Here is an 18,927-nt window from a genome sequence, read left to right as displayed (position 1 = left end):
GTAATATATATGTAAATTACAAAAAATTCATTCAATTTTACTGAGGGCGGGTATCAGCGGACCTGATCGCGGCGGGCAAGGCCGTTCGCACCGGCCTGCCATTGTCCGCGGCGCTGCCGCTGAGCGCTTCGGTCCTGCCCTAGAGCGGTTTGCGGCCATATTGGATCAGTTCTGTTTCCCGGATGGCGAGACAATCCACGCGGAAGGTAGCGAGGCCAATGTTTACCCATCGGACGAAGCTGCCTGACAAAGTGGGTGTCCGCCAGCCGGAAACCCAGCCGTTGGTTTGCTGCGCAAACCAACAAGCTTTCATACTTGCCGGTCGAATTATCCGCATTTCGGCAGAAATGCGGTTCGACCGGAGGGCCGGGTGAATTTGGCCCAATGCCATCGGGCTTCGGCTTCGCCCGATGGAAAGGCATCGGTCTCGCCAAACCCCTCGACCTTGAACCAAATTCCCTCCGGCAGAACGATTCAATATGGTCGCAAACCGCTCTAATCCCAGAAGAAACGGCGTGACTCACGCAACGCGTCAAACGGCGTCATTCCGATGTCCTTCAGCTGTTCAGCGGAAAGCTCACTCAGATGAATGCGCGTGTTGTGCTTTCGCGCAGCCACGGACAACCATTCCATCATGCGGCGGAACGCCGTCGGATTGTGACCCAATACGCCTGTTGGCACGTCGCGGCGTGCGCGCACTACATCGGAGCATTCTCTTTCAATTGCATCAATTGTACCCATAACATCCATCCTATCGAGCCGAATTGACTCGAATTGCACTGCCAATTGTCTTGGATTGACTCAATTGGAATCGCAATATACATAATTGTCACCATGACAAATTGGCTTCCAGAACTGAAACACGGCAAAGGCCCGCTTTATCTGCAGCTGGCGGAGCGGATTGAATCGGATATTGCGCAAGGCGTGCTTGCACCCGGCACCAAATTGCCTCCGCAGCGCAATCTCGCCTTCGATATCGGGGTGACAATCGGTACGGTCGGCAGGGCGTACAATCTCATCCGCGAGCGCGGGCTTGTCAGCGGCGAAGTGGGCCGCGGCACCTATGTGATTGATCACAAGGAGACGAAGCTGATCGAGCTTCCGCCCGCCCAGCATTCCGAACCCTTCGGCGGCACGCGCAGCGCCATCATTGCGCCCGGCAATATCCGTCTCGACAGCACGGCGGCGATTGATGTCGAGCAATCGGCCATGATGGACCGTTTCCTGCGGGATATCACCCAGTCCTATCCCGGCGAAATTGCCAGCTATTCCCGCACCCTGCCCCCGTCATGGCAATTGGCGGGAAGCCGCTGGCTCGGTTCGGCGGAATGGCGGCCCGACGCCGCCTCGATCGTACCGACGCTCGGCGCCCATTCCGCCATTCTGGCCATTATCGCCGCGGTTACCACGCCGGGCGACCGCATTGCCTTCGAGGATTTGACCTATTGCTCCGCCGCGCGCAGCGTCAATCTGATGGGGCGGCGCAGCATCATCATGAACACCGAGAACGGCAGCGCAACACCGGACGATTTTGAACGGCTCTGCGCCCAGCAGCACCCCAAACTCGTATTTCTGATGCCGTCGCTGCAGAATCCGACGGCGACGACCATGTCCGAGGAACATCGCCGCGCCATTGTCGAGATTGCCCGGCGCTACAATGTCTGGATCATCGAGGACGAGATTTACGGCTCGCTCCTCTGTCTTGACCACGTCAAGTTTGCCGAACTGGCGCCGGAGCGGACCTTCCACATTGGCGGCCTGTCGAAATCCGTCGCTGCCGGCGTGCGCGGCGGCTGGGCCGCCTGCCCGCCGCATCTGGCATCGCGCGTGCTGACGGCCCATAAGATGGTCACCGGCGGCATGCCGTTCCTCATGGCGGAACTCGGCGCGCAACTGGTCAATTCCGGCGAGGCCGACGCCATCCGGGTCAAGGTGCGGGAGGAAACCGCCCGGCGGGAAACACTGGCGCGATCGATCTTTGCCGGTTTCGACCTCAATTCGCATCCCTATTCACCATTCATCTGGGTAAAACTGCCGGAACCATGGCTGTCCGCCACCTTCAAGAGCGCCGCGCTCAATGAGGGCGTCCTCATTGACGACGAGGACGAATTCAAGCCGGGACGGACGGAAAAGACCTTTCACCGGGTGCGGTTCGGCTATTCGGTGCCCGGAACGCTACGTGAAGTGGAAAATGGCCTGTCCATCCTGCGCCGGTTGATGGAAACCGACAATGCGAGCTATGACAGCTATTCCTGAGGAGCAGCAGCACCCATACCGTTTCACCGCTGGACACCACCTGTTGACGAAACGCGGCAAGCGACAATTTTTCCGCGTTAGATGGTGTATTCCCCGTGCAAATTGCTCTAAGAGAACCCAAGAAAAGCGCAATGGAATTGGTATTACCGATGGCTCTCTCCAACACAATCCAGATCACGCCGGAACTCGTTGCTTCGCACGGGCTCAAGCCGGACGAATATCAACGCATTCTCGACCTGATCGGACGTGAACCCAGCTTTACCGAGCTCGGCATCTTCTCGGCCATGTGGAACGAGCATTGCTCCTACAAATCCTCGAAGAAGTGGCTGCGTACCCTGCCGACAACAGGACCGCAGGTCATTCAGGGTCCCGGCGAAAATGCCGGTGTTGTCGATATCGGCGATGGCGACTGCGTTGTCTTCAAGATGGAGAGCCACAACCACCCGTCCTATATCGAGCCCTATCAGGGTGCGGCGACCGGTGTCGGCGGCATTCTGCGCGATGTGTTCACCATGGGCGCCCGGCCGATTGCAGCCATGAATGCACTGCGCTTCGGCGCGCCGTCGCATCCGAAGACGCGCCACCTCGTATCGGGTGTGGTTGAAGGTGTCGGCGGCTACGGCAATTCCTTCGGCGTTCCCACCGTCGGCGGGGAAGTCAATTTCGACGCCCGCTACAATGGCAATATTCTCGTCAATGCTTTTGCCGCCGGCCTTGCCAAGACCAATGCGATCTTCCTGTCCGAAGCCAAGGGCGTCGGCCTTCCCGTTGTCTATCTCGGCGCCAAGACCGGCCGCGATGGCGTCGGCGGCGCCACGATGGCATCGGCTGAATTCGACGAATCGATCGAAGAGAAGCGCCCGACCGTTCAGGTCGGCGATCCCTTCACGGAAAAATGCCTGCTTGAAGCCTCGCTGGAACTGATGGCATCGGGTGCCGTCATCGCCATTCAGGACATGGGCGCCGCAGGCCTCACCTGCTCCGCCGTGGAAATGGGCGCCAAGGGCAATCTCGGCATCCGGCTGAACCTTGATGACGTGCCGGTGCGCGAAGAGCGCATGACCGCCTATGAAATGATGCTGTCGGAAAGCCAGGAGCGCATGCTCATGGTTCTGCGCCCGGAAAAGGAAGCGGAAGCCCAGGCGATCTTCAAGAAATGGGGCCTGGATTTTGCTATCGTCGGTTACACAACCGATGATCTGCGCTTCCGCGTCATCCATCAGGGCGAGGAAGTCGCCAATCTGCCGATCAAGGACCTTGGTGACCAGGCGCCGGAATATGACCGACCGTGGATGGAACCCGGCAAGCATGCACCGCTACCCGCTGCCAGCGTTCCCGATGTCGATGATTACGGCGCCGCACTGCTGAAGCTGATCGGTTCGCCCGATCTGTCGTCGCGCCGCTGGGTCTACGAACAATATGACACGCTGATTCAGGGCAATTCGCTGCAGGTTCCCGGCGGCGATGCCGGTGTCGTGCGTGTCGAAGGCCACCGCAGCAAGGCGCTTGCCTTCTCGTCCGACGTCACGCCGCGCTACTGCGAAGCCGACCCCTATGAGGGCGGCAAGCAGGCTGTTGCCGAATGCTGGCGCAACCTGACGGCTGTGGGCGCAGAACCGCTCGCCGCCACCGACAATCTCAATTTCGGCAATCCGGAGCGTCCTGAAATCATGGGACAGCTGGTGAAGGCCATTGGCGGCATCGGCGATGCCTGCCGCGCGCTTGCCTTCCCCATCGTTTCCGGCAACGTATCGCTCTACAATGAGACCAACGGCCAGGCCATCCTGCCCACACCCACCATTGCCGGTGTCGGCCTCATTCCTGACTGGTCGAAGACAGCCAAGATCGGCGGCATGCATGAGCGTGACGTGCTGATCCTCATCGGCGGTGACGGCACCCATCTCGGCCAGTCGGTCTACTTGCGCGACCTGCATGGCCGTGCCGATGGCCCGCCCCCGCCGGTTGACCTCAACATCGAAAAGCGCAACGGCAATTTTGTCCGCTCGGCCATCCGCAATGGTCAGGTCACCGCCTGCCATGATTTGTCTGACGGCGGCCTTGGCATTGCACTCGCGGAGATGTGCATGGCTGCGGCCAAGGGCGCCAACGTCAATATTGGCGAAGGCCCGGCCCATGCGGTGCTTTTCGGCGAGGATCAGGCGCGTTATCTCATTGCCGTTGCCCCGGATATGGCCAACTTCGTCACGCTCAACGCTGAAGGATCGGGCGTTCCGTTCCGCAAGCTGGGCACTGTCGGCGGCAACACGTTGACGATCGAGGGCCTCGCCTCCATATCAGTAGCAGACCTGACAAAAGCACACGAATCGTGGTTCCCTGACTATATGAGCGGTCAGGACGGCGAAGAAACACAGGCTGCATGATCCTGTCCCGGTAAAGGACAGGCGAAAGTTTGGGAGACAGAACATGGCTATGGACGCGCACGACATCGAGAAAATGATCAAGGACGCCATTCCTGACGCGCAGGTGACCATTCGTGACCTGGCCGGCGATGGTGATCATTATGCCGCGGAAGTCGTCGCCGAGAGTTTTCGCGGCAAGTCGCGCGTTCAGCAGCACCAGATGGTCTATGATGCACTCAAGGGCAATATGGGCGGCGTCCTGCACGCCCTTGCCCTGCAGACCAGCGCCCCAGAGTAATCACTTCCAGTAATCACTTCTTTGCGAACACGGCGAGAATCGGCCCCACGGGGTCGACCCCGCCAATCAGGGTCTTGCGGTTGTTGGCAAGTGCCGAGATCGTCCCGTCGAGAAAGAGCGCGTTGGCGCAATTCAGCCCGTCCCTGAACAGGCGGGCAAAACTTCCCAAGCTCACCGGCTCGATGGATATGGCCAGGACGACCGTATGGGCGTCGCGCACGCCGACGGCATTGCGGATCAGGCGTGATGTTCCGTTCGGCTCGAACCGCGGATGAACCTGGCCGTTGATGACCAGCATTGGCCCCGATTGGGTGGCGATGCGGACGTCGGGCTTGGCAGCATCAAACGCCGCTGTTTCCAGAATCCCGGCGGAACCGTCCTTCCCGATAAAGAAAACCCCATTCGGCTTCATGTAGAAATTGCCTTCGCCGTCATCGGTCTGCAGTTCCGACGTCTCCTTGCCGTCCTCGACATAGAGGCCGACCGGAGAAAGGTCCTTTTCATACATGCCCGCATTCATCGCCAGGATCGGGCGTATGTCCAGGAGCCGGGATTCCATGAACGTCTTCAGCGATCCATAGGGCTCGCCATCCTTGCCCGTACGCACCAGATCGATGCGGTGCGAGCGCAGATCGATCTCGCAGACGATGGAATCGACATCCTCGAATGTCATCTTCCGGCAGACATCGGGCAGATCGCCATCGGAGATGTTGACCGGCGGATTGGGTGCAGGCTTGGGTGGGGGTGCCGGGCGCATGAACCAGAAAATTCCTCCCAAAATTGCCAGAACGACGACGCTGACCGCTATAATGATACGAGATGACACAGTGACCAGCCTTGTTTTGCCAGATTTGAAGCGCTATTTGTTTAAACGAGATCAATTTGGACCATTGATGACGATTCGTTGTCATCTGGTATGAAAGGTTGCCGAAATGAGCGGTATCAATGAATTTATCGACAATGAGGTCAAGAGCAACGACGTCGTCCTTTTCATGAAGGGTACGCCGGGCTTTCCGCAGTGCGGCTTTTCAGGCCAGGTCGTGCAAATTCTTGACTACATCGGCGTCGACTACAAGGGCGTGAATATTCTGACATCCAATGAACTGCGTCAGGGTATCAAGGATTATTCCAACTGGCCGACCATCCCTCAGCTTTATGTGAAGGGCGAATTCGTCGGCGGTTGCGACATCATCCGCGAAATGTTCCAGGCAGGCGAGTTGCAAACCCTGCTCAGCGAAAAGGGCATCGCCACCAAGGCGGCCTGACTACGCAACAGTTTCAATCGGTTCCGGGGCAATCCGGAATCATTTTCTCAAGGCGCTGGCTGTTCCAGCGCCTTTGTCTTTGTTTTGCAGGTCTCACAATGGATACCACCACACAAACGTCCGCACCACGCCTCATGGGCATGGGCAAGGTCGAATTCATCGGCATGATGGCCATGCTCATGGCGATCAACGCGCTTGCCATCGACATCATGCTGCCCGGCTTGCAGCAGATCGGCGCGAGCCTTGGTGTGACGAATGAAAACCACCGGCAATATGTGATTTCAGCCTATCTGCTCGGCTTCTCGGTATCGCAGCTGTTCTATGGCCCGCTTTCCGATCGCTTCGGCCGGCGCAAGCCGCTTCTGTTCGGCCTGGTTGTCTACGTCATCGCCGCAGCCAGCGCAGCCTTCGTGCCAAGCTTTGCCTCCCTGCTCCTCTTCCGCCTGATTCAGGGCATCGGTTCGGCCGCCACCCGCGTCATCACCATTTCCATCGTCCGCGACGTCTATGGCGGGCGGCAGATGGCGGAAGTCATGTCGCTTATCATGATGGTCTTCATGATCGTACCCGTCATCGCACCGGGCACGGGCCAGGCCGTGATGCTGTTCGGCGACTGGCACCTGATCTTCATGTTCATGGCCGTCGTGGCGGCGGCTGTGACCGTCTGGATGTATTTCCGCCTGCCGGAAACCTTCGATCCCGCCGACCGGCGTCCGTTTACGCTGGCATCGGTAGCGCAAGGCTTCAAGATCGTTCTGACCAACCGGGTGGCGCTTTGCTATACGCTGGCCAGCGCCTTCCTGTTTGGATCACTGTTCGGCTTCATCAATTCGGCCCAGCAGATCTATATCGGCATCTATGATCTCGGCATCTGGTTCCCGGTGGCGTTTTCATCCATCGCGATCATGATGGCGTTTTCGTCCTTCGTGAACTCGCGTTTCGTTGGCCGGTTCGGCATGCGCCGCCTGTCGCATGGCGCGCTCATGGGCTTCCTGACGATCAATACGGCCTGGCTGCTCTTGACCATATTCGGTCCGCATCCGACACCGTTCCCGATCTACCTCCTGCTCTTCGCCATGGCGATGTTCCAGTTCGGCTGGATCGGTTCGAACTTCAATGCGCTTGCCATGGAGCCGCTCGGCCATGTCGCCGGCACGGCGTCTTCGGTGCTGGGTTTCATGGGGACGGCGGGCGGCGGCGCCATCGGCGCCATCATCGGCCAGTCCTATGACGGGACGACCCTGCCGCTGGTCATGGGCTTCTTCGTCGTTTCGGTGATCGGACTGATGTTCGTGCTGATTGCCGAGAAGGGCAAGCTCTTCCATCCCCATAATCCGCGGGTTTAAGCCCGCGGATTATTCAGACCAAAGCGTCCGGCGCAAATCCTGCCAGTTCGCCTTATCAGGCGCAATCAGCAGGCCACCGTCCAGATGCCTGGGAAGATAGGCAGAACCATCGAAGCGGGCCGCATGGCCGCCCGCTTCCCGGTGGATGAGAACGCCGGCCAGATGATCCCATGGCATCAGCTTGTTGAAGACGGCGAAGTGCGCATTGCCCGAGGCAATCAGGCGGTATTCATGCGCGGCGCAGCGGAAACCGAACGATGCCTTGCACTTGGCGTGGTTGCGCGCAAGGGTCGAGCGCAGGGGATCGGCCAAAAACTGCCATGAAATCGCCCCCAGCATCTCGCTGACCGCTGCAGGCGGTGCGACAGATACTTTCTGCCTGACGTTGAAGGCCGAGCGGATGTGGCTTCCCGCCCCTTTGACGCCGATGATCCAGTCCTTGCCGACGGGATCGTGAATGATCCCGGCCACCGTCTCGCCATTGACCACGACCGCAAGCATCACGCCGAACAGCGGCACGCCCGTGGCAAAATTATAGGTGCCATCCACCGGGTCGATGATAAAAGCCAGCGGCGCGTCCTTCAGCTTGCCGAGCAGCGATGCATCGAGTTCGCAGGCTTCCTCCCCCAGCACGAATGCATCGGGATAGCGCTCGCGCAGCCGCGCCGTGATCACCCGTTCAGCGCTGGTGTCGGCTTCCGTCACCAGATCGAGCGCCGAGGTCTTCTGCTTGATATCGCCTGTGCCAAGCTGGCGAAAGCGCGGCATGATTTCCTGAACCGCAACGGCAGCAAGCAGATCACTCAACCAATCGATGTCGTTGTCATTAAACTGCACTGGCTTCGGCTCCGTGTGTGACAAGACCGGTGAAATCAAAAATATTCCGGTCGAGAAGATGGCTTGGACGCGTATTGGCAAGCGCGCGGATCATGATTTCCTTGCGGCCCGGCATGCGCTTTTCGATATCGGTCAGCATCGCCTTCATCATGTTGCGCTGCAGCCCGTCCTGACTGCCGCAGAGATCGCAGGGGATGATGGGAAACCGCATCGCGGCGGCAAATTTTTCCAGATCGTCCTCGGCGCAGTAGCTGAGCGGCCGCAGCACCATAACATCCCCCTCATCGTTCAGGAGCTTGGGCGGCATCGCTGCCAGCCTGCCGCCGTGGAACAGGTTCATGAAGAAGGTTTCGAGAATATCCTCGCGGTGATGGCCAAGCACCAGCGCCGAACAGCCCTCTTCCCGCGCCACGCGGTAGAGATGGCCGCGCCGCAGCCGCGAACAAAGCGAGCAATAGGTCTGGTTTTCCTGCACCTTGTCCGTGACGATCGAATAGGTGTCCTTGTATTCGATGCGGTGCTCAATGCCGTTCTTTTTCAGGAAATCCGGCAGGATATGCTTGGGAAAGTTCGGCTGCCCCTGATCAAGATTGCAGGCCAGCAATTCCACCGGCAGCAGGCCGCGCCATTTCAGATCGAGCAGCAGCGCCAGGAGCCCATAGGAGTCCTTGCCGCCGGAAAGCCCGATCAACCAGCGCTCGCCGGGCTTGACCATGGCAAAATCGTCGATGGCCTGCCGCGTATTACGCAACAGGCGCTTGCGCAGCTTGTTGAACTCGACATTGGACGGCACCCCGAGAAACATCGGGTGGCAACCGGCGGCATCGGTCAATTCCTGATCGTGAATGGTCATGGTAACACCTCTGGCGCCTTCATTGCCTTGGCTTGAAAGCGAAGGCAAGGGATGATTGCGACTCAACCACCCCCCTCTGGGTTGCCACCCATCTCCCCCACAAGGGGGAGATCAGCTTTCACAATTGTTTCAGTTAATCTTCAACGCTGAAAATAACGCGATATCCCCAATGCCGATGTGATCTCCCCCCTTGTGGGGGAGATGTCCGGCAGGACAGAGGGGGGTGAAAACCATCCTACTGCCCGAACACCGACCAGCCCGTCCTTTGCGCCAGCAGTTCCAGCGCAGCCGAACCGAGCAGCGAATTGCCGTTTTCGTTCAGACCAGGCGACCAGGCGGCAATAGACGCCTTGCCGGGAGCGATGGCGAGAATACCGCCGCCAACGCCGCTTTTGCCCGGCAGGCCGACACGATAGGCGAAATCGCCCGAGCCATCGTAGTGGCCGCACATCAGCATCAACGCGTTAATGCGCCGTGCCCGGCCGGATGACACCACACTGCCGCCGCTCAGCGGATTGCGGCCCGCCGAGGCCAGATAAAGTCCCGCATGTGCCAGTTGCCGGCAGGACATGGCGATGGCGCAGTGGTGGAAGTAGACGCCAAGCACGTGTTCGGCCGGGTGGTTGAGATTGCCGAAGGAGCGCATGAAATTGGCCAGCGCCACATTGCGATAACCCGTATTGGTCTCCGACCGCGCCACGTCGTGGTCGATGGCGATGGTTTCATCATCGGCGAGATACCGGATGAACTGAACGATTTCGCCGATTGCCTCCTTCGGCAGGTGCCCGGCCAGCACGACATCGGCCACCGCAATCGCTCCGGCATTGATGAACGGGTTACGCGGCTTGCCCTTCTCCTGTTCGAGCTGGACAATGGAATTAAAGGCATTGCCGGAGGGCTCACGGCCAACGCGCTTCCACAACCCGTCGCCGATCTTGCCGAGCGCCAGCGTCAGCGTGAAAACCTTCGAAATGCTCTGGATGGAAAAGGACGTGTCCGCATCGCCTGATGTATGCACCTGTCCATCGACGGTGCACAGGGCGAGCCCGAACTGTTTCGGATCGACCGTGGCCAGCTCAGGGATATAGTCCGCCAGCTTGCCCTCGCCGATGCGGCTGGCTAGATCCTGATAGACACTGTCGACGACATCCTGAAGATCGGTCATGTGCGCTCCGGCAAGGGATAAGACAAAAAAAGCCGCCCGGATTTCTCGGGGCGGCTTTTCCTGTACTCAGAACTGATTAACGCGAATAGAATTCGACAACCAGGTTCGGTTCCATCTGTACGGCGTAAGGCACATCGGAGAAGGCCGGAACGCGGGTGTACTTGGCAACCATCTTGTTGTGATCCACTTCGAGATATTCAGGAACATCGCGCTCAGCAAGCTGAACGGCTTCCAGAACGATCACGAGCTGCTTCGACTTTTCGCGCACTTCAATCACGTCACCTGCCTTGCAGATGTAGGACTGGATGTTGACGCGGCGGCCGTTGACGTTGACGTGGCCATGGTTGACGAACTGGCGCGCAGCAAAGATCGTCGGAACGAACTTGGCGCGGTACACCACTGCATCCAGGCGCGACTCGAGCAGGCCGATCAGCTGTTCGCCGGTATCGCCCTTGCGGCGGGCGGCTTCTTCATAGGTCTTGCGGAACTGCTTTTCCGAGATGTCGCCGTAGAAGCCCTTGAGCTTCTGCTTGGCGCGCAGCTGTACGCCGAAATCGGAAAGCTTGCTCTTGCGGCGCTGACCGTGCTGGCCAGGACCATATTCACGACGGTTCACCGGGGACTTCGGACGGCCCCAGATGTTTTCGCCCATACGGCGATCAATTTTATACTTGGACGATTCGCGCTTGCTCATCGCATTTCCTTTCAACCAAACACAAATCGAAGCTTGCGCCTCGATTCAAGGAAACGCGCCCTCCTCTGCCTCCTGTTTTTGAAGACTGACAGAATGATTCACGCACGCTTTGCGAAATCACTCACGGGACACGTCAAATGAAACGCAGAGCTGTTGAGCCCTGCGCTGGGTGGCTTCTAGTGTGAAGGTTTCGTGATGTCAAGCGAGACGGCGCATTTCACGGGTTCATAAAGTTTGAAACCGATCCGGCGCATCAGGCGTTAGGCTAGACGCTTAACAGGAGTAGAGCCGGAAATGACCCTATCCTTACAGCAGTCGCGCTGCTCGACATTCGTCCTTTTATCCCTCACCGCATGTTTTGCAACAACAGCTTTGCTCGGATCGGCTGACAGTGCCGATGCACGCCAGCGGCGGCATCACAATGCGGCCAGCCGCCCCGCACTTCCAATCACACCGCCCATTCCACTTGCCAAGCCCGATGGTGAAGCTGCACCGGAAACGCCCAAGCCGGAGGAAAAACCCGCGGTGAAACCTGCGGAACAGTTTGGCCCGGATCGTCCAGCGGACGCGAAAACGGATTCAAAGCCGGATGATGAGGACACGGCGGAGAAAGCCGATCCCGCAACATCGCCCAACCGGGTGTACCAGAATGCCTGTCCGGCGCTGATGAACGGCGATGTCCAGGGTGAAATCGTCCCGCCGCTTGCCGAAGGCACCTGCGGCGAACGCTCGCCCCTCAAGATCACTGCGATCGGCAAGGAGAATCCTGTAAAATTTGCCGCGCCCATCACCACCAATTGCACCATGGCCGGAACGCTCGCCGAATGGATCGGCGATGTGGAGAAAGCCGCGCAAAAATCCTTTGGCGCCGGGATCGAAACCATTGCAACGGGATCCGACTATCAGTGCCGCAAGGTCAACAACGGCAATAAGGGCCGCGTATCGGAACACGCTTTTGCCAATGCGCTGGATATCATGTCATTCAAATTCACCAACGGCAAAACCACGCAGCTCGGCTCCGGCTGGAATGGCACGCCGGAAGAACGGGACTTCTGGCGCTCCATTCACAAGACCAGCTGCGAGCGGTTCATGACCGTCATCGGACCGGAGGGCGATGCCGCGCATCAGGGCAATATGCATCTTGATCTTGGCTGCCACGGCAAGGCATGCAAGGCGCGCATCTGCCAGTAATGGCGTGCACGCCTTGCGGTTTACTTCTTTGGCTGGACCTTCTGCGGCAGGCCTTTGCGGTCCGTCTCGGCAAAGTCTTCGAGCTGCTTTTCGCTCATCGATTCATACATGCTCTTCGATGCGCCCTTGAGCTGGCTTTTCCGGGTTTTGCCGCGCTTGGCCGACAAGGCGGCCCCTGCAGCCTTCTGCTGCGCCTGGGATTTTGCAGGCATTGTCTGTCTCCCTGTCAATTTCCTACAGGGAAACAACGCGTGTGATGCGGGAGTGTTCCGGAATGCTCAGCTCTGCTGCGCCTCGTCGAAAACCGTGCGGGCTTGCCGCAAATGATCGCGGTTCTTCACCGCCCACTCGCCCAAGGCACCGATGGGAACGGCAATCGAATGGCCAATCGGGGTCAGCGCATAGGTGACTTCCGGCGGCGATGCCGGCTTGACGGTACGCGATACCAGACCGTCACGCTCCAGCGAACGCAGCGTGACCGTCAGCATGCGCTGCGAAATCCCCTCCACCATGCGGCGCAGCACGTTGAAGCGGCGCGGACCGCCCTGAAGGTTGATGATCACCAGAAGGCTCCAGCTGTCGCCGACAATATCGAGCACTTCCCGCATCGGGCAACTGCCTGCACCGTCAGTGACCATCGCGGCCGAGGTTGACAGCAGCGGCACGTCGCCATCGGGTTTGGCATGTATACTCATCGGATAGATCTCCAGTGTTTCCGGGCCGGTTACCTCAGTGTTCCCTGAAACGGAAAAAGTGCGTTCTTCACAGGACGCCACTTCTAGCATAGATGGTTATTAATAGTAACTAGAAAACAAACCGTGCCCAAGCATATAGGAAATCGAAAAATGAAAATCGCACTGATCGGCGCCACCGGCTTCGTTGGCAAGGAACTTCTGCAGGAAGCCGTCTCACGCGGCCATAGCGTGACAGCTCTCGTTCGCAATCCCGGCAAGGTGGAACAGCGCGAAGGCGTCAAGGCAGTCAAGGCGGATGTGCTCGATGCCGCCGACCTCACTGAAAAGCTGAAAGGTCATGACATTGTACTCTCTGCCTATAATCCGGGCTGGGGCGAACCTGATATTCAGGCCATTCATGTCAAGGCGAGCAAGGCAATCACGGAGGCGGCCAAGCAGGCAGGCGTCAAGCGCCTGATCGTCATTGGCGGCGCCGGCAGCCTGTTGAATCAGGAAGGCAAGCAATTTGTCGATGGCCCTGATTTTCCTGCCGAATATCGCGAAGGTGCCCTCGGCGCCCGTCAGGCGCTCAACGACCTGAAGACGGAAAATAGTCTGGACTGGAGCTTTGTCTCTCCGCCGTTCGCCCTCGTGCCGGGCGCGCGCACCGGCACCTACCGGCTTGGCAAGGACAATCCCATATTCAACGCCGAGGGCCACAGCACCATCAGCGTGGCTGATCTTGCCGTCGCCATTCTTGATGAAGCCGAAGCAGGCAAGCACATCCGGCAGCGCTTCACCGTCGGATACTGATATCCGATGGCCTGACGACACAGCCGCCCCATCCGGGGCGGTTTCCTTTTGGTGCCTCGGCAACCCGAATGTGCGTTCTTCACAAGCCGCCAGCCCGCGCTTACCTAGACAGCAACACAGGACATGAAGGTGAAGATCATGGAACTCGGCATCTACACATTTGCGGGCATGAGCCCAGACCCGGCGAGCGGCGTTGCCATCGACGCGCACCAGCGCATGCAGAACCTTCTGGAAGAGATGGAACTGGCCGATCAGGTTGGCCTCGATGTGTTTGGCATCGGCGAGCATCACCGCCCGGATTTCGTCATTTCCACGCCGGCCGTGGTTCTTGCCGCCGGGGCGGCGCGCACCAAAAACATCCGGCTGACCAGCGCGGTCACGGTTTTGAGCTCGGAGGATCCGGTTCGCGTGTTCCAGGAATATGCGACGCTCGACCTGATTTCCTCGGGCCGTGCGGAAATCATGGCGGGACGCGGCTCATTCATCGAGTCCTTTCCCCTGTTCGGTTATGACCTGAATGATTACGACGCGCTGTTCACCGAAAAGCTCGATCTCCTGTTGAAACTGCGCGCCAGCGAACGCGTGACCTGGAAAGGCAATCTGCGTGCGCCGATCAACAATCTCGGCGTTTATCCGCGGCCGCTGCAGAATCCGCTGCCCGTATGGATTGCCGTCGGCGGCACCCCTGCCTCGGTCATCCGCGCCGGTACGCTCGGCCTGCCGCTCGCTGTAGCCATTATCGGCGGCGAACCGCATCGCTTTGCACCGCTGGTCGATCTTTACCGCGAAGCCGGGGCCAAGGCCGGTCATGCGCCTGAAACGCTGAAAGTCAGCATCAACTCGCATGGCTATGTCGCCGAGACATCGCAGGCCGCAGCGGACGGTTACTGGCCGTCCTATGAGGTGGTGATGAACAAGATCGGCCGTGAGCGCGGCTGGCCGCCAAGCAACCGGGCGCAGTTCGAAGCGGGCCGCACCCCGCGCGGTGCCCTTCTGGTCGGCTCGCCGCAGGAGGTCATCGACAAGATCATGCTGCAGCACAGCTACTTCAAGCATGACCGTTTTCTGCTGCAGATCGATCTGGGCAGCCTGCCGCACAAAAACACGCTGAAAGCCATCGAACTGTTCGGCACAAAGGTTGCCCCGATCATCCGCAAGGAACTTGGCCAGCCCGTGAAGGCGGAAGAAACGGCATTGGCATAGTCACGACGGCGGGGCTTCGGTCCCGCCGGTCACTGAAGATCAAACGGTGGCCAGCCCGAAACCCTGCATCAGGCGCCGGGTGGAAAAGTCGGGATTGCCCGAAGTGAACACGGCAATGTCATCGCCATGTTCCGGCTCGCTGCCCGCTCCGTTGGGCTTGAGCAGCGACAGGGCGCGGCGGGCAATCGCTTCGGCCGGATCGAGCCAGTCCACCGGCCACGGGGCAAGACGGCGGAACACATTGGCCAGAAACGGATAATGCGTGCAGGCCAGAACAACGATATCGGTGCGCTTGCCATCCATTTCGACAAAGCAGGGCGCAATTTCCGCCGCGATCGCCGCATCGTCCAAGTGGTCGCCGCGGATATGCGCTTCCGCCATGCGCGCCAGGTTCTGGCTGCCGACGAGCCGCACATGGCATTTCGTGGCAAAAGACTGGATGAGATCGCGCGTATAGGCACGCTTGACGGTGCCCGGCGTTGCCAAAACGGTGATGAGGCCCGACGACGTGCGCTCTGCCGCCGGTTTGATGGCGGGAACAGTGCCGACAAAGGGCACCGCCGGAAAGGCCCGGCGCAGATCGTCCAGCACCAGCGTCGACGCCGTATTGCAGGGAATAATGACAATCTCCGGATCATATGTGGCAATGAAGCCCTCGAACAGGCCGAGAATGCGGGCGCGCAACGGCTCTTCGTCCCAGTCGCCATAGGGAAAACCGGCATCGTCGGCGATATAGACAAAACGCCGGTCCGGGATGAGGACCCGCGCCTCGCGCAGGACGGTCAAGCCGCCAATGCCGCTGTCAAACGCAATGATCGGCCGGTCCGCTGCGTCATTCATCGCCTGGTATGTCCTCGCGTCCCGCTGGCTTGGCCGCCGTTTTGTCAGGCGCCGGTTTTTCCCGCTTGCGCCCTTCCGGTGCACCGGAGCCGCGCGGCGTCTTCGGGCTGAAATAGTCCAGCGAAACAACCACGCCGCGCAACAGCCTCAGTTCAGAGTCGGAAAAGCCCGCGCGGGTCAGAACGCCGCGCAGATTGTTGACCATGATCTCTTTGCGCGCCATGGGGCGGAAATAGCCGCGCGCCTGCAAGGCATCCTCCAGATGATTGAAAAAGCCCTGCAGCTGTTCCTTCGGCGCGGGTTCCAGTTCGGGACCGCGGAAAGCCGTGTCCGTCTCCTTCTCCAACCCGGACTTCATCCACTCATAGGACATGAGCAAAACCGCCTGTGCGATGTTCAGCGACGAGAATGCCGGATTGACCGGAAATGTCACCAGCTCATCGGCGAGGCTGACTTCGTCATTATTGAGGCCGAAACGCTCGCGGCCGAAAAGAATCCCGGTTTTCTCGCCCCGGTTGAAGCGCTGGCGCAGCGTCTGGCCCGCTTCGACGGGTCCGCGCACCTGCTTGAACGCATCGCGTTCCCGCGCCGTCGTCGCGTAGACGAAATGCAGATCCTCGATAGCCGACGGCAGATCGTCGTAGACCTTTGCCGCATCGATGATGTGATCGGCCCGGCTTGCGGCGGAGCGCGCCTTGTCGTTGGGAAATTCCTCGCGCGGCTTGACGAGGCGCAGTTCCGCCAGCCCGAAATTGGCCATGGCCCGCGCCACCATGCCGATATTCTCCGGCAATTGCGGCTCGACCAGAATGATCGCCGGCCCTTCGGCAATGAGTGTGCGCTGTCTGTCTGTACCTGCCATGATCAATCCATTGTGAATGCCGCCCTCATACAACGCGTTTTTTCAGCGGGCAATCGTGCATCGGGCCTGTGCCCGGTTCATATTCCGCCAAGATTGCGATTAAACACTTAAAGCCAGTCTTTGCGTTCTGGTTTGCGAGTGCTATAGGGGCGCGAACCCTCAATGAAAACCGATGCTGGCATTCCCAGACCAGTAATAAAGAGGCTGATTATTCATGGCAAAGATCAAGGTTGCAAACCCGGTTGTCGAACTTGACGGCGACGAGATGACCCGCATCATCTGGCAGCACATCAAAGACAAGCTGATCCATCCCTATCTCGACATCGACCTGAAATATTACGATCTGGGCATCGAACATCGCGATGCGACCGACGATCAGGTGACCATCGACGCGGCCAATGCAATCAAGCAGTATGGCGTTGGCGTCAAATGCGCGACCATCACCCCGGACGAGCAGCGCGTTGAGGAATTCGGCCTCAAGAAGATGTGGAAGTCGCCCAACGGCACCATCCGCAACATTCTCGGCGGCGTCATCTTCCGCGAACCGATCATTGCCAAGAACGTTCCCCGTCTGGTTCCAGGCTGGACCCAGCCGATCATCGTCGGCCGCCATGCCTTCGGCGACCAGTACCGCGCCACCGATTTCCGCTTCCCCGGCAAGGGCAAACTGTCGATCAAGTTTGTCGGCGAAGACGGCAAGACCATCGAACATGACGTCTATGATGCGCCGAGCGCCGGCGTGGCCATGGCCATGTACAATCTGGATGATTCCATCCGCGACTTTGCCCGCGCCTCGCTCAACTATGCCTATAACCGCGGCGTTCCCTGCTATCTCTCAACCAAGAACACCATCCTCAAGGCCTATGACGGCCGCTTCAAGGACATCTTCCAGGAAGTATTCGACGCCGAATTCAAGGACAAGTTCGCCGAGAAGAAGATCACCTACGAACATCGCCTGATCGACGACATGGTCGCCTCGGCGCTGAAATGGTCCGGCGGCTATGTCTGGGCCTGCAAGAACTATGACGGCGACGTGCAGTCCGATATCGTGGCGCAGGGCTTTGGCTCGCTCGGCCTGATGACCTCTGTGCTGATGACCCCGGATGGCCAGACGGTGGAAGCGGAAGCCGCCCACGGCACGGTGACACGCCACTACCGCCAGCACCAGAAGGGCGAGGAAACCTCGACCAACTCCATCGCCTCGATCTTTGCCTGGACGCGTGGCCTTGCCCATCGCGCCAAGCTGGACGGCAACACCGAACTCGACCGCTTTGCCAACACGCTGGAAAAGGTCTGCGTCGACACGGTCGAAGCCGGTTACATGACCAAGGATCTGGCACTGCTGATCGGTCCCGACCAGCCCTGGCTGTCCACCACGGGTTTCCTCGACAAGATCGACGAAAACCTGAGCAAGGCCATGGGCGCCTGATCAGGGCCACCTGATCGCGGGACTGCCTGATCGGGCATCGCCCCACCGTATAAGACAAGCCCCGGTTCGCCGGGGCTTTTCTTTGACCGGCTGGCTTTCACGCCGGTCCCTCCTCATTGACCCGGCTTATGCTCCGGCGATACCGCAAGCCGGGGTCTGCGGGCACTATTCGTCGTCTGCAATGCCGTCGTCTTCGGCAGGCGCCGGCGCTTTTACCACTGGCGCTTTGTTTGCGGCAGCGGGCGGCAGTTTCATGCTCGATTTGAGATCCAACACCCTGCGAAAGGCATGGGCCGGAATCCTGCCGACAATTTTCCCCGCCTTGCCCGCGAGTTCGAAGTCGAGCCCTTTCGTCGCAGCGGCAACAAAATCCGCCTCATCCATGGCCACCACGCCGGTTTCCTCGCGGGTGGGCAGGCAGGGCCGAAAGAAACAGGCTCCCCGTCTGCTGACCCCCTTTTCGAACTGCATCTGCCGGCCATAGCTCCAGGCCTCGGAAAAATGGCTCTTGCGCGGGCCGGTATAAAACGTCTTGAAACCGTATCCCACGGTGGTCGAATAGTAGGGCTGCGCGTTCAGCGACATGAACAAATCCAGATAGGCCAGGACATCAGGCCCAAAGGCCGTGTCGCTGCGCATATGAACATCCTTGACGACCGTCGAGGTCTGGCAGGAAACAAGCAGCATCGCGGCGAACAGAAGAACCGGTATTGTCTTCACGATAGTTCTCGAAATGAATGACTAAAAACAACTTTTGAAAATGAAAACCAAAACGTAGCAAAAATACCGGAAAATCAATCTCTTGCCCACTCCGCAATTAGTATGAGCAGGCGGCATTTCC

General features: G+C 59.2%; 20 protein-coding genes. 9 read left to right on the top strand and 11 right to left on the bottom strand.

Annotated elements, in window-relative coordinates; translation table 11 throughout:
• Positions 1-495 precede the first annotated feature (495 nt).
• Positions 496-741 (bottom strand): DUF1127 domain-containing protein, encoded by a 246-nt coding sequence (locus C5750_RS03475; RefSeq protein WP_158531238.1) that lies wholly within the window; start codon positions 739-741, stop codon positions 496-498.
• Positions 742-834: 93 nt separating this feature from the next.
• Between C5750_RS03475 and C5750_RS03470 the strand changes: the two genes are divergently transcribed.
• The 3 genes from C5750_RS03470 (at position 835) to C5750_RS03460 (ending at position 4,914) form a co-directional block, all read left to right on the top strand.
• Positions 835-2,256 (top strand): aminotransferase-like domain-containing protein, encoded by a 1,422-nt coding sequence (locus C5750_RS03470; protein WP_105732444.1) that lies wholly within the window; start codon positions 835-837, stop codon positions 2,254-2,256.
• A gap of 149 nt (positions 2,257-2,405) precedes the next feature.
• Positions 2,406-4,637 carry a phosphoribosylformylglycinamidine synthase subunit PurL gene (gene purL, locus C5750_RS03465; RefSeq protein WP_105732443.1) on the top strand — a complete coding sequence of 744 codons (2,232 nt, stop codon included), beginning with the start codon at positions 2,406-2,408 and terminating at the stop codon, positions 4,635-4,637.
• Between the two features lie 43 nt (positions 4,638-4,680).
• The gene (locus C5750_RS03460) at positions 4,681-4,914 is read left to right on the top strand and encodes a BolA/IbaG family iron-sulfur metabolism protein (protein WP_091877529.1); all 234 of its coding nucleotides are present in this window, start codon (positions 4,681-4,683) and stop codon (positions 4,912-4,914) included.
• 13 nt (positions 4,915-4,927) lie between these two features.
• On the opposite strand, the gene C5750_RS03455 is transcribed toward C5750_RS03460, so the two are convergent.
• Positions 4,928-5,671: a phosphodiester glycosidase family protein gene (locus C5750_RS03455; protein WP_245420963.1), complete on the bottom strand. Its 744-nt coding sequence runs from the start codon at positions 5,669-5,671 to the stop codon at positions 4,928-4,930.
• Between the two features lie 175 nt (positions 5,672-5,846).
• On the opposite strand from C5750_RS03455, the gene grxD reads away from it, so the two are divergent.
• The gene (gene grxD, locus C5750_RS03450) at positions 5,847-6,179 is read left to right on the top strand and encodes a Grx4 family monothiol glutaredoxin (protein WP_105732441.1); all 333 of its coding nucleotides are present in this window, start codon (positions 5,847-5,849) and stop codon (positions 6,177-6,179) included.
• Positions 6,180-6,319: 140 nt separating this feature from the next.
• A complete protein-coding gene (locus C5750_RS03445; protein ID WP_105733094.1) occupies positions 6,320-7,525 on the top strand; it encodes a multidrug effflux MFS transporter in 1,206 nt (401 codons plus the stop codon).
• 9 nt (positions 7,526-7,534) lie between these two features.
• Here C5750_RS03445 and C5750_RS03440 read toward each other — a convergent pair whose 3' ends face one another.
• From C5750_RS03440 to rpsD, 4 genes are all read right to left on the bottom strand, one after another.
• On the bottom strand, positions 7,535-8,362 hold the full coding sequence (locus tag C5750_RS03440; RefSeq protein ID WP_105732440.1) for an inositol monophosphatase family protein: 828 nt from the start codon (positions 8,360-8,362) through the stop codon (positions 7,535-7,537).
• Positions 8,352-9,215, bottom strand: coding sequence for a tRNA 2-thiocytidine(32) synthetase TtcA (ttcA, locus tag C5750_RS03435; protein ID WP_105732439.1), 864 nt, complete (start codon positions 9,213-9,215; stop codon positions 8,352-8,354). The genes C5750_RS03440 and ttcA overlap by 11 nt, the downstream gene beginning before the upstream one ends.
• 235 nt (positions 9,216-9,450) lie before the next feature.
• Positions 9,451-10,380, bottom strand: coding sequence for a glutaminase (locus C5750_RS03425; RefSeq protein ID WP_105732438.1), 930 nt, complete (start codon positions 10,378-10,380; stop codon positions 9,451-9,453).
• A 76-nt stretch (positions 10,381-10,456) separates the two neighbouring features.
• Positions 10,457-11,074, bottom strand: coding sequence for a 30S ribosomal protein S4 (rpsD, locus tag C5750_RS03420; protein WP_105732437.1), 618 nt, complete (start codon positions 11,072-11,074; stop codon positions 10,457-10,459).
• Between the two features lie 294 nt (positions 11,075-11,368).
• Between rpsD and C5750_RS03415 the strand changes: the two genes are divergently transcribed.
• A complete protein-coding gene (locus C5750_RS03415) occupies positions 11,369-12,265 on the top strand; it encodes an extensin-like domain-containing protein (protein WP_105732436.1) in 897 nt (298 codons plus the stop codon).
• Between the two features lie 20 nt (positions 12,266-12,285).
• Here the strand turns inward: C5750_RS03415 and C5750_RS03410 are convergent, their stop codons facing one another.
• A complete protein-coding gene (locus C5750_RS03410; RefSeq protein ID WP_105732435.1) occupies positions 12,286-12,477 on the bottom strand; it encodes a DUF3008 family protein in 192 nt (63 codons plus the stop codon).
• Between the two features lie 66 nt (positions 12,478-12,543).
• Positions 12,544-12,960: a winged helix-turn-helix transcriptional regulator gene (locus C5750_RS03405; protein ID WP_105732434.1), complete on the bottom strand. Its 417-nt coding sequence runs from the start codon at positions 12,958-12,960 to the stop codon at positions 12,544-12,546.
• A gap of 150 nt (positions 12,961-13,110) precedes the next feature.
• Between C5750_RS03405 and C5750_RS03400 the strand changes: the two genes are divergently transcribed.
• A complete protein-coding gene (locus C5750_RS03400) occupies positions 13,111-13,752 on the top strand; it encodes an NAD(P)-dependent oxidoreductase (protein ID WP_105732433.1) in 642 nt (213 codons plus the stop codon).
• A gap of 138 nt (positions 13,753-13,890) precedes the next feature.
• The gene (locus C5750_RS03395) at positions 13,891-14,955 is read left to right on the top strand and encodes an LLM class flavin-dependent oxidoreductase (protein WP_105733093.1); all 1,065 of its coding nucleotides are present in this window, start codon (positions 13,891-13,893) and stop codon (positions 14,953-14,955) included.
• A 39-nt stretch (positions 14,956-14,994) separates the two neighbouring features.
• Here C5750_RS03395 and murI read toward each other — a convergent pair whose 3' ends face one another.
• Complete coding sequence (murI, locus tag C5750_RS03390; RefSeq protein WP_105732432.1) at positions 14,995-15,795, bottom strand: glutamate racemase; 801 nt, start codon at positions 15,793-15,795, stop codon at positions 14,995-14,997.
• On the bottom strand, positions 15,788-16,657 hold the full coding sequence (locus tag C5750_RS03385) for an RNA methyltransferase (RefSeq protein WP_105733092.1): 870 nt from the start codon (positions 16,655-16,657) through the stop codon (positions 15,788-15,790). The genes murI and C5750_RS03385 overlap by 8 nt, the downstream gene beginning before the upstream one ends.
• A gap of 214 nt (positions 16,658-16,871) precedes the next feature.
• Between C5750_RS03385 and C5750_RS03380 the strand changes: the two genes are divergently transcribed.
• Positions 16,872-18,086, top strand: coding sequence for an NADP-dependent isocitrate dehydrogenase (locus tag C5750_RS03380; protein WP_105732431.1), 1,215 nt, complete (start codon positions 16,872-16,874; stop codon positions 18,084-18,086).
• A 165-nt stretch (positions 18,087-18,251) separates the two neighbouring features.
• On the opposite strand, the gene C5750_RS03375 is transcribed toward C5750_RS03380, so the two are convergent.
• Complete coding sequence (locus tag C5750_RS03375; RefSeq protein ID WP_105732430.1) at positions 18,252-18,806, bottom strand: hypothetical protein; 555 nt, start codon at positions 18,804-18,806, stop codon at positions 18,252-18,254.
• Positions 18,807-18,927 lie beyond the last annotated feature (121 nt).

It is taken from the genome of Phyllobacterium myrsinacearum (assembly GCF_002980555.1).
Classification (GTDB): domain Bacteria; phylum Pseudomonadota; class Alphaproteobacteria; order Rhizobiales; family Rhizobiaceae; genus Phyllobacterium; species Phyllobacterium myrsinacearum.
The sequence above is the reverse complement of the archived record's forward strand: the minus strand, read 5'-3'. Positions and strand labels throughout refer to the sequence as shown.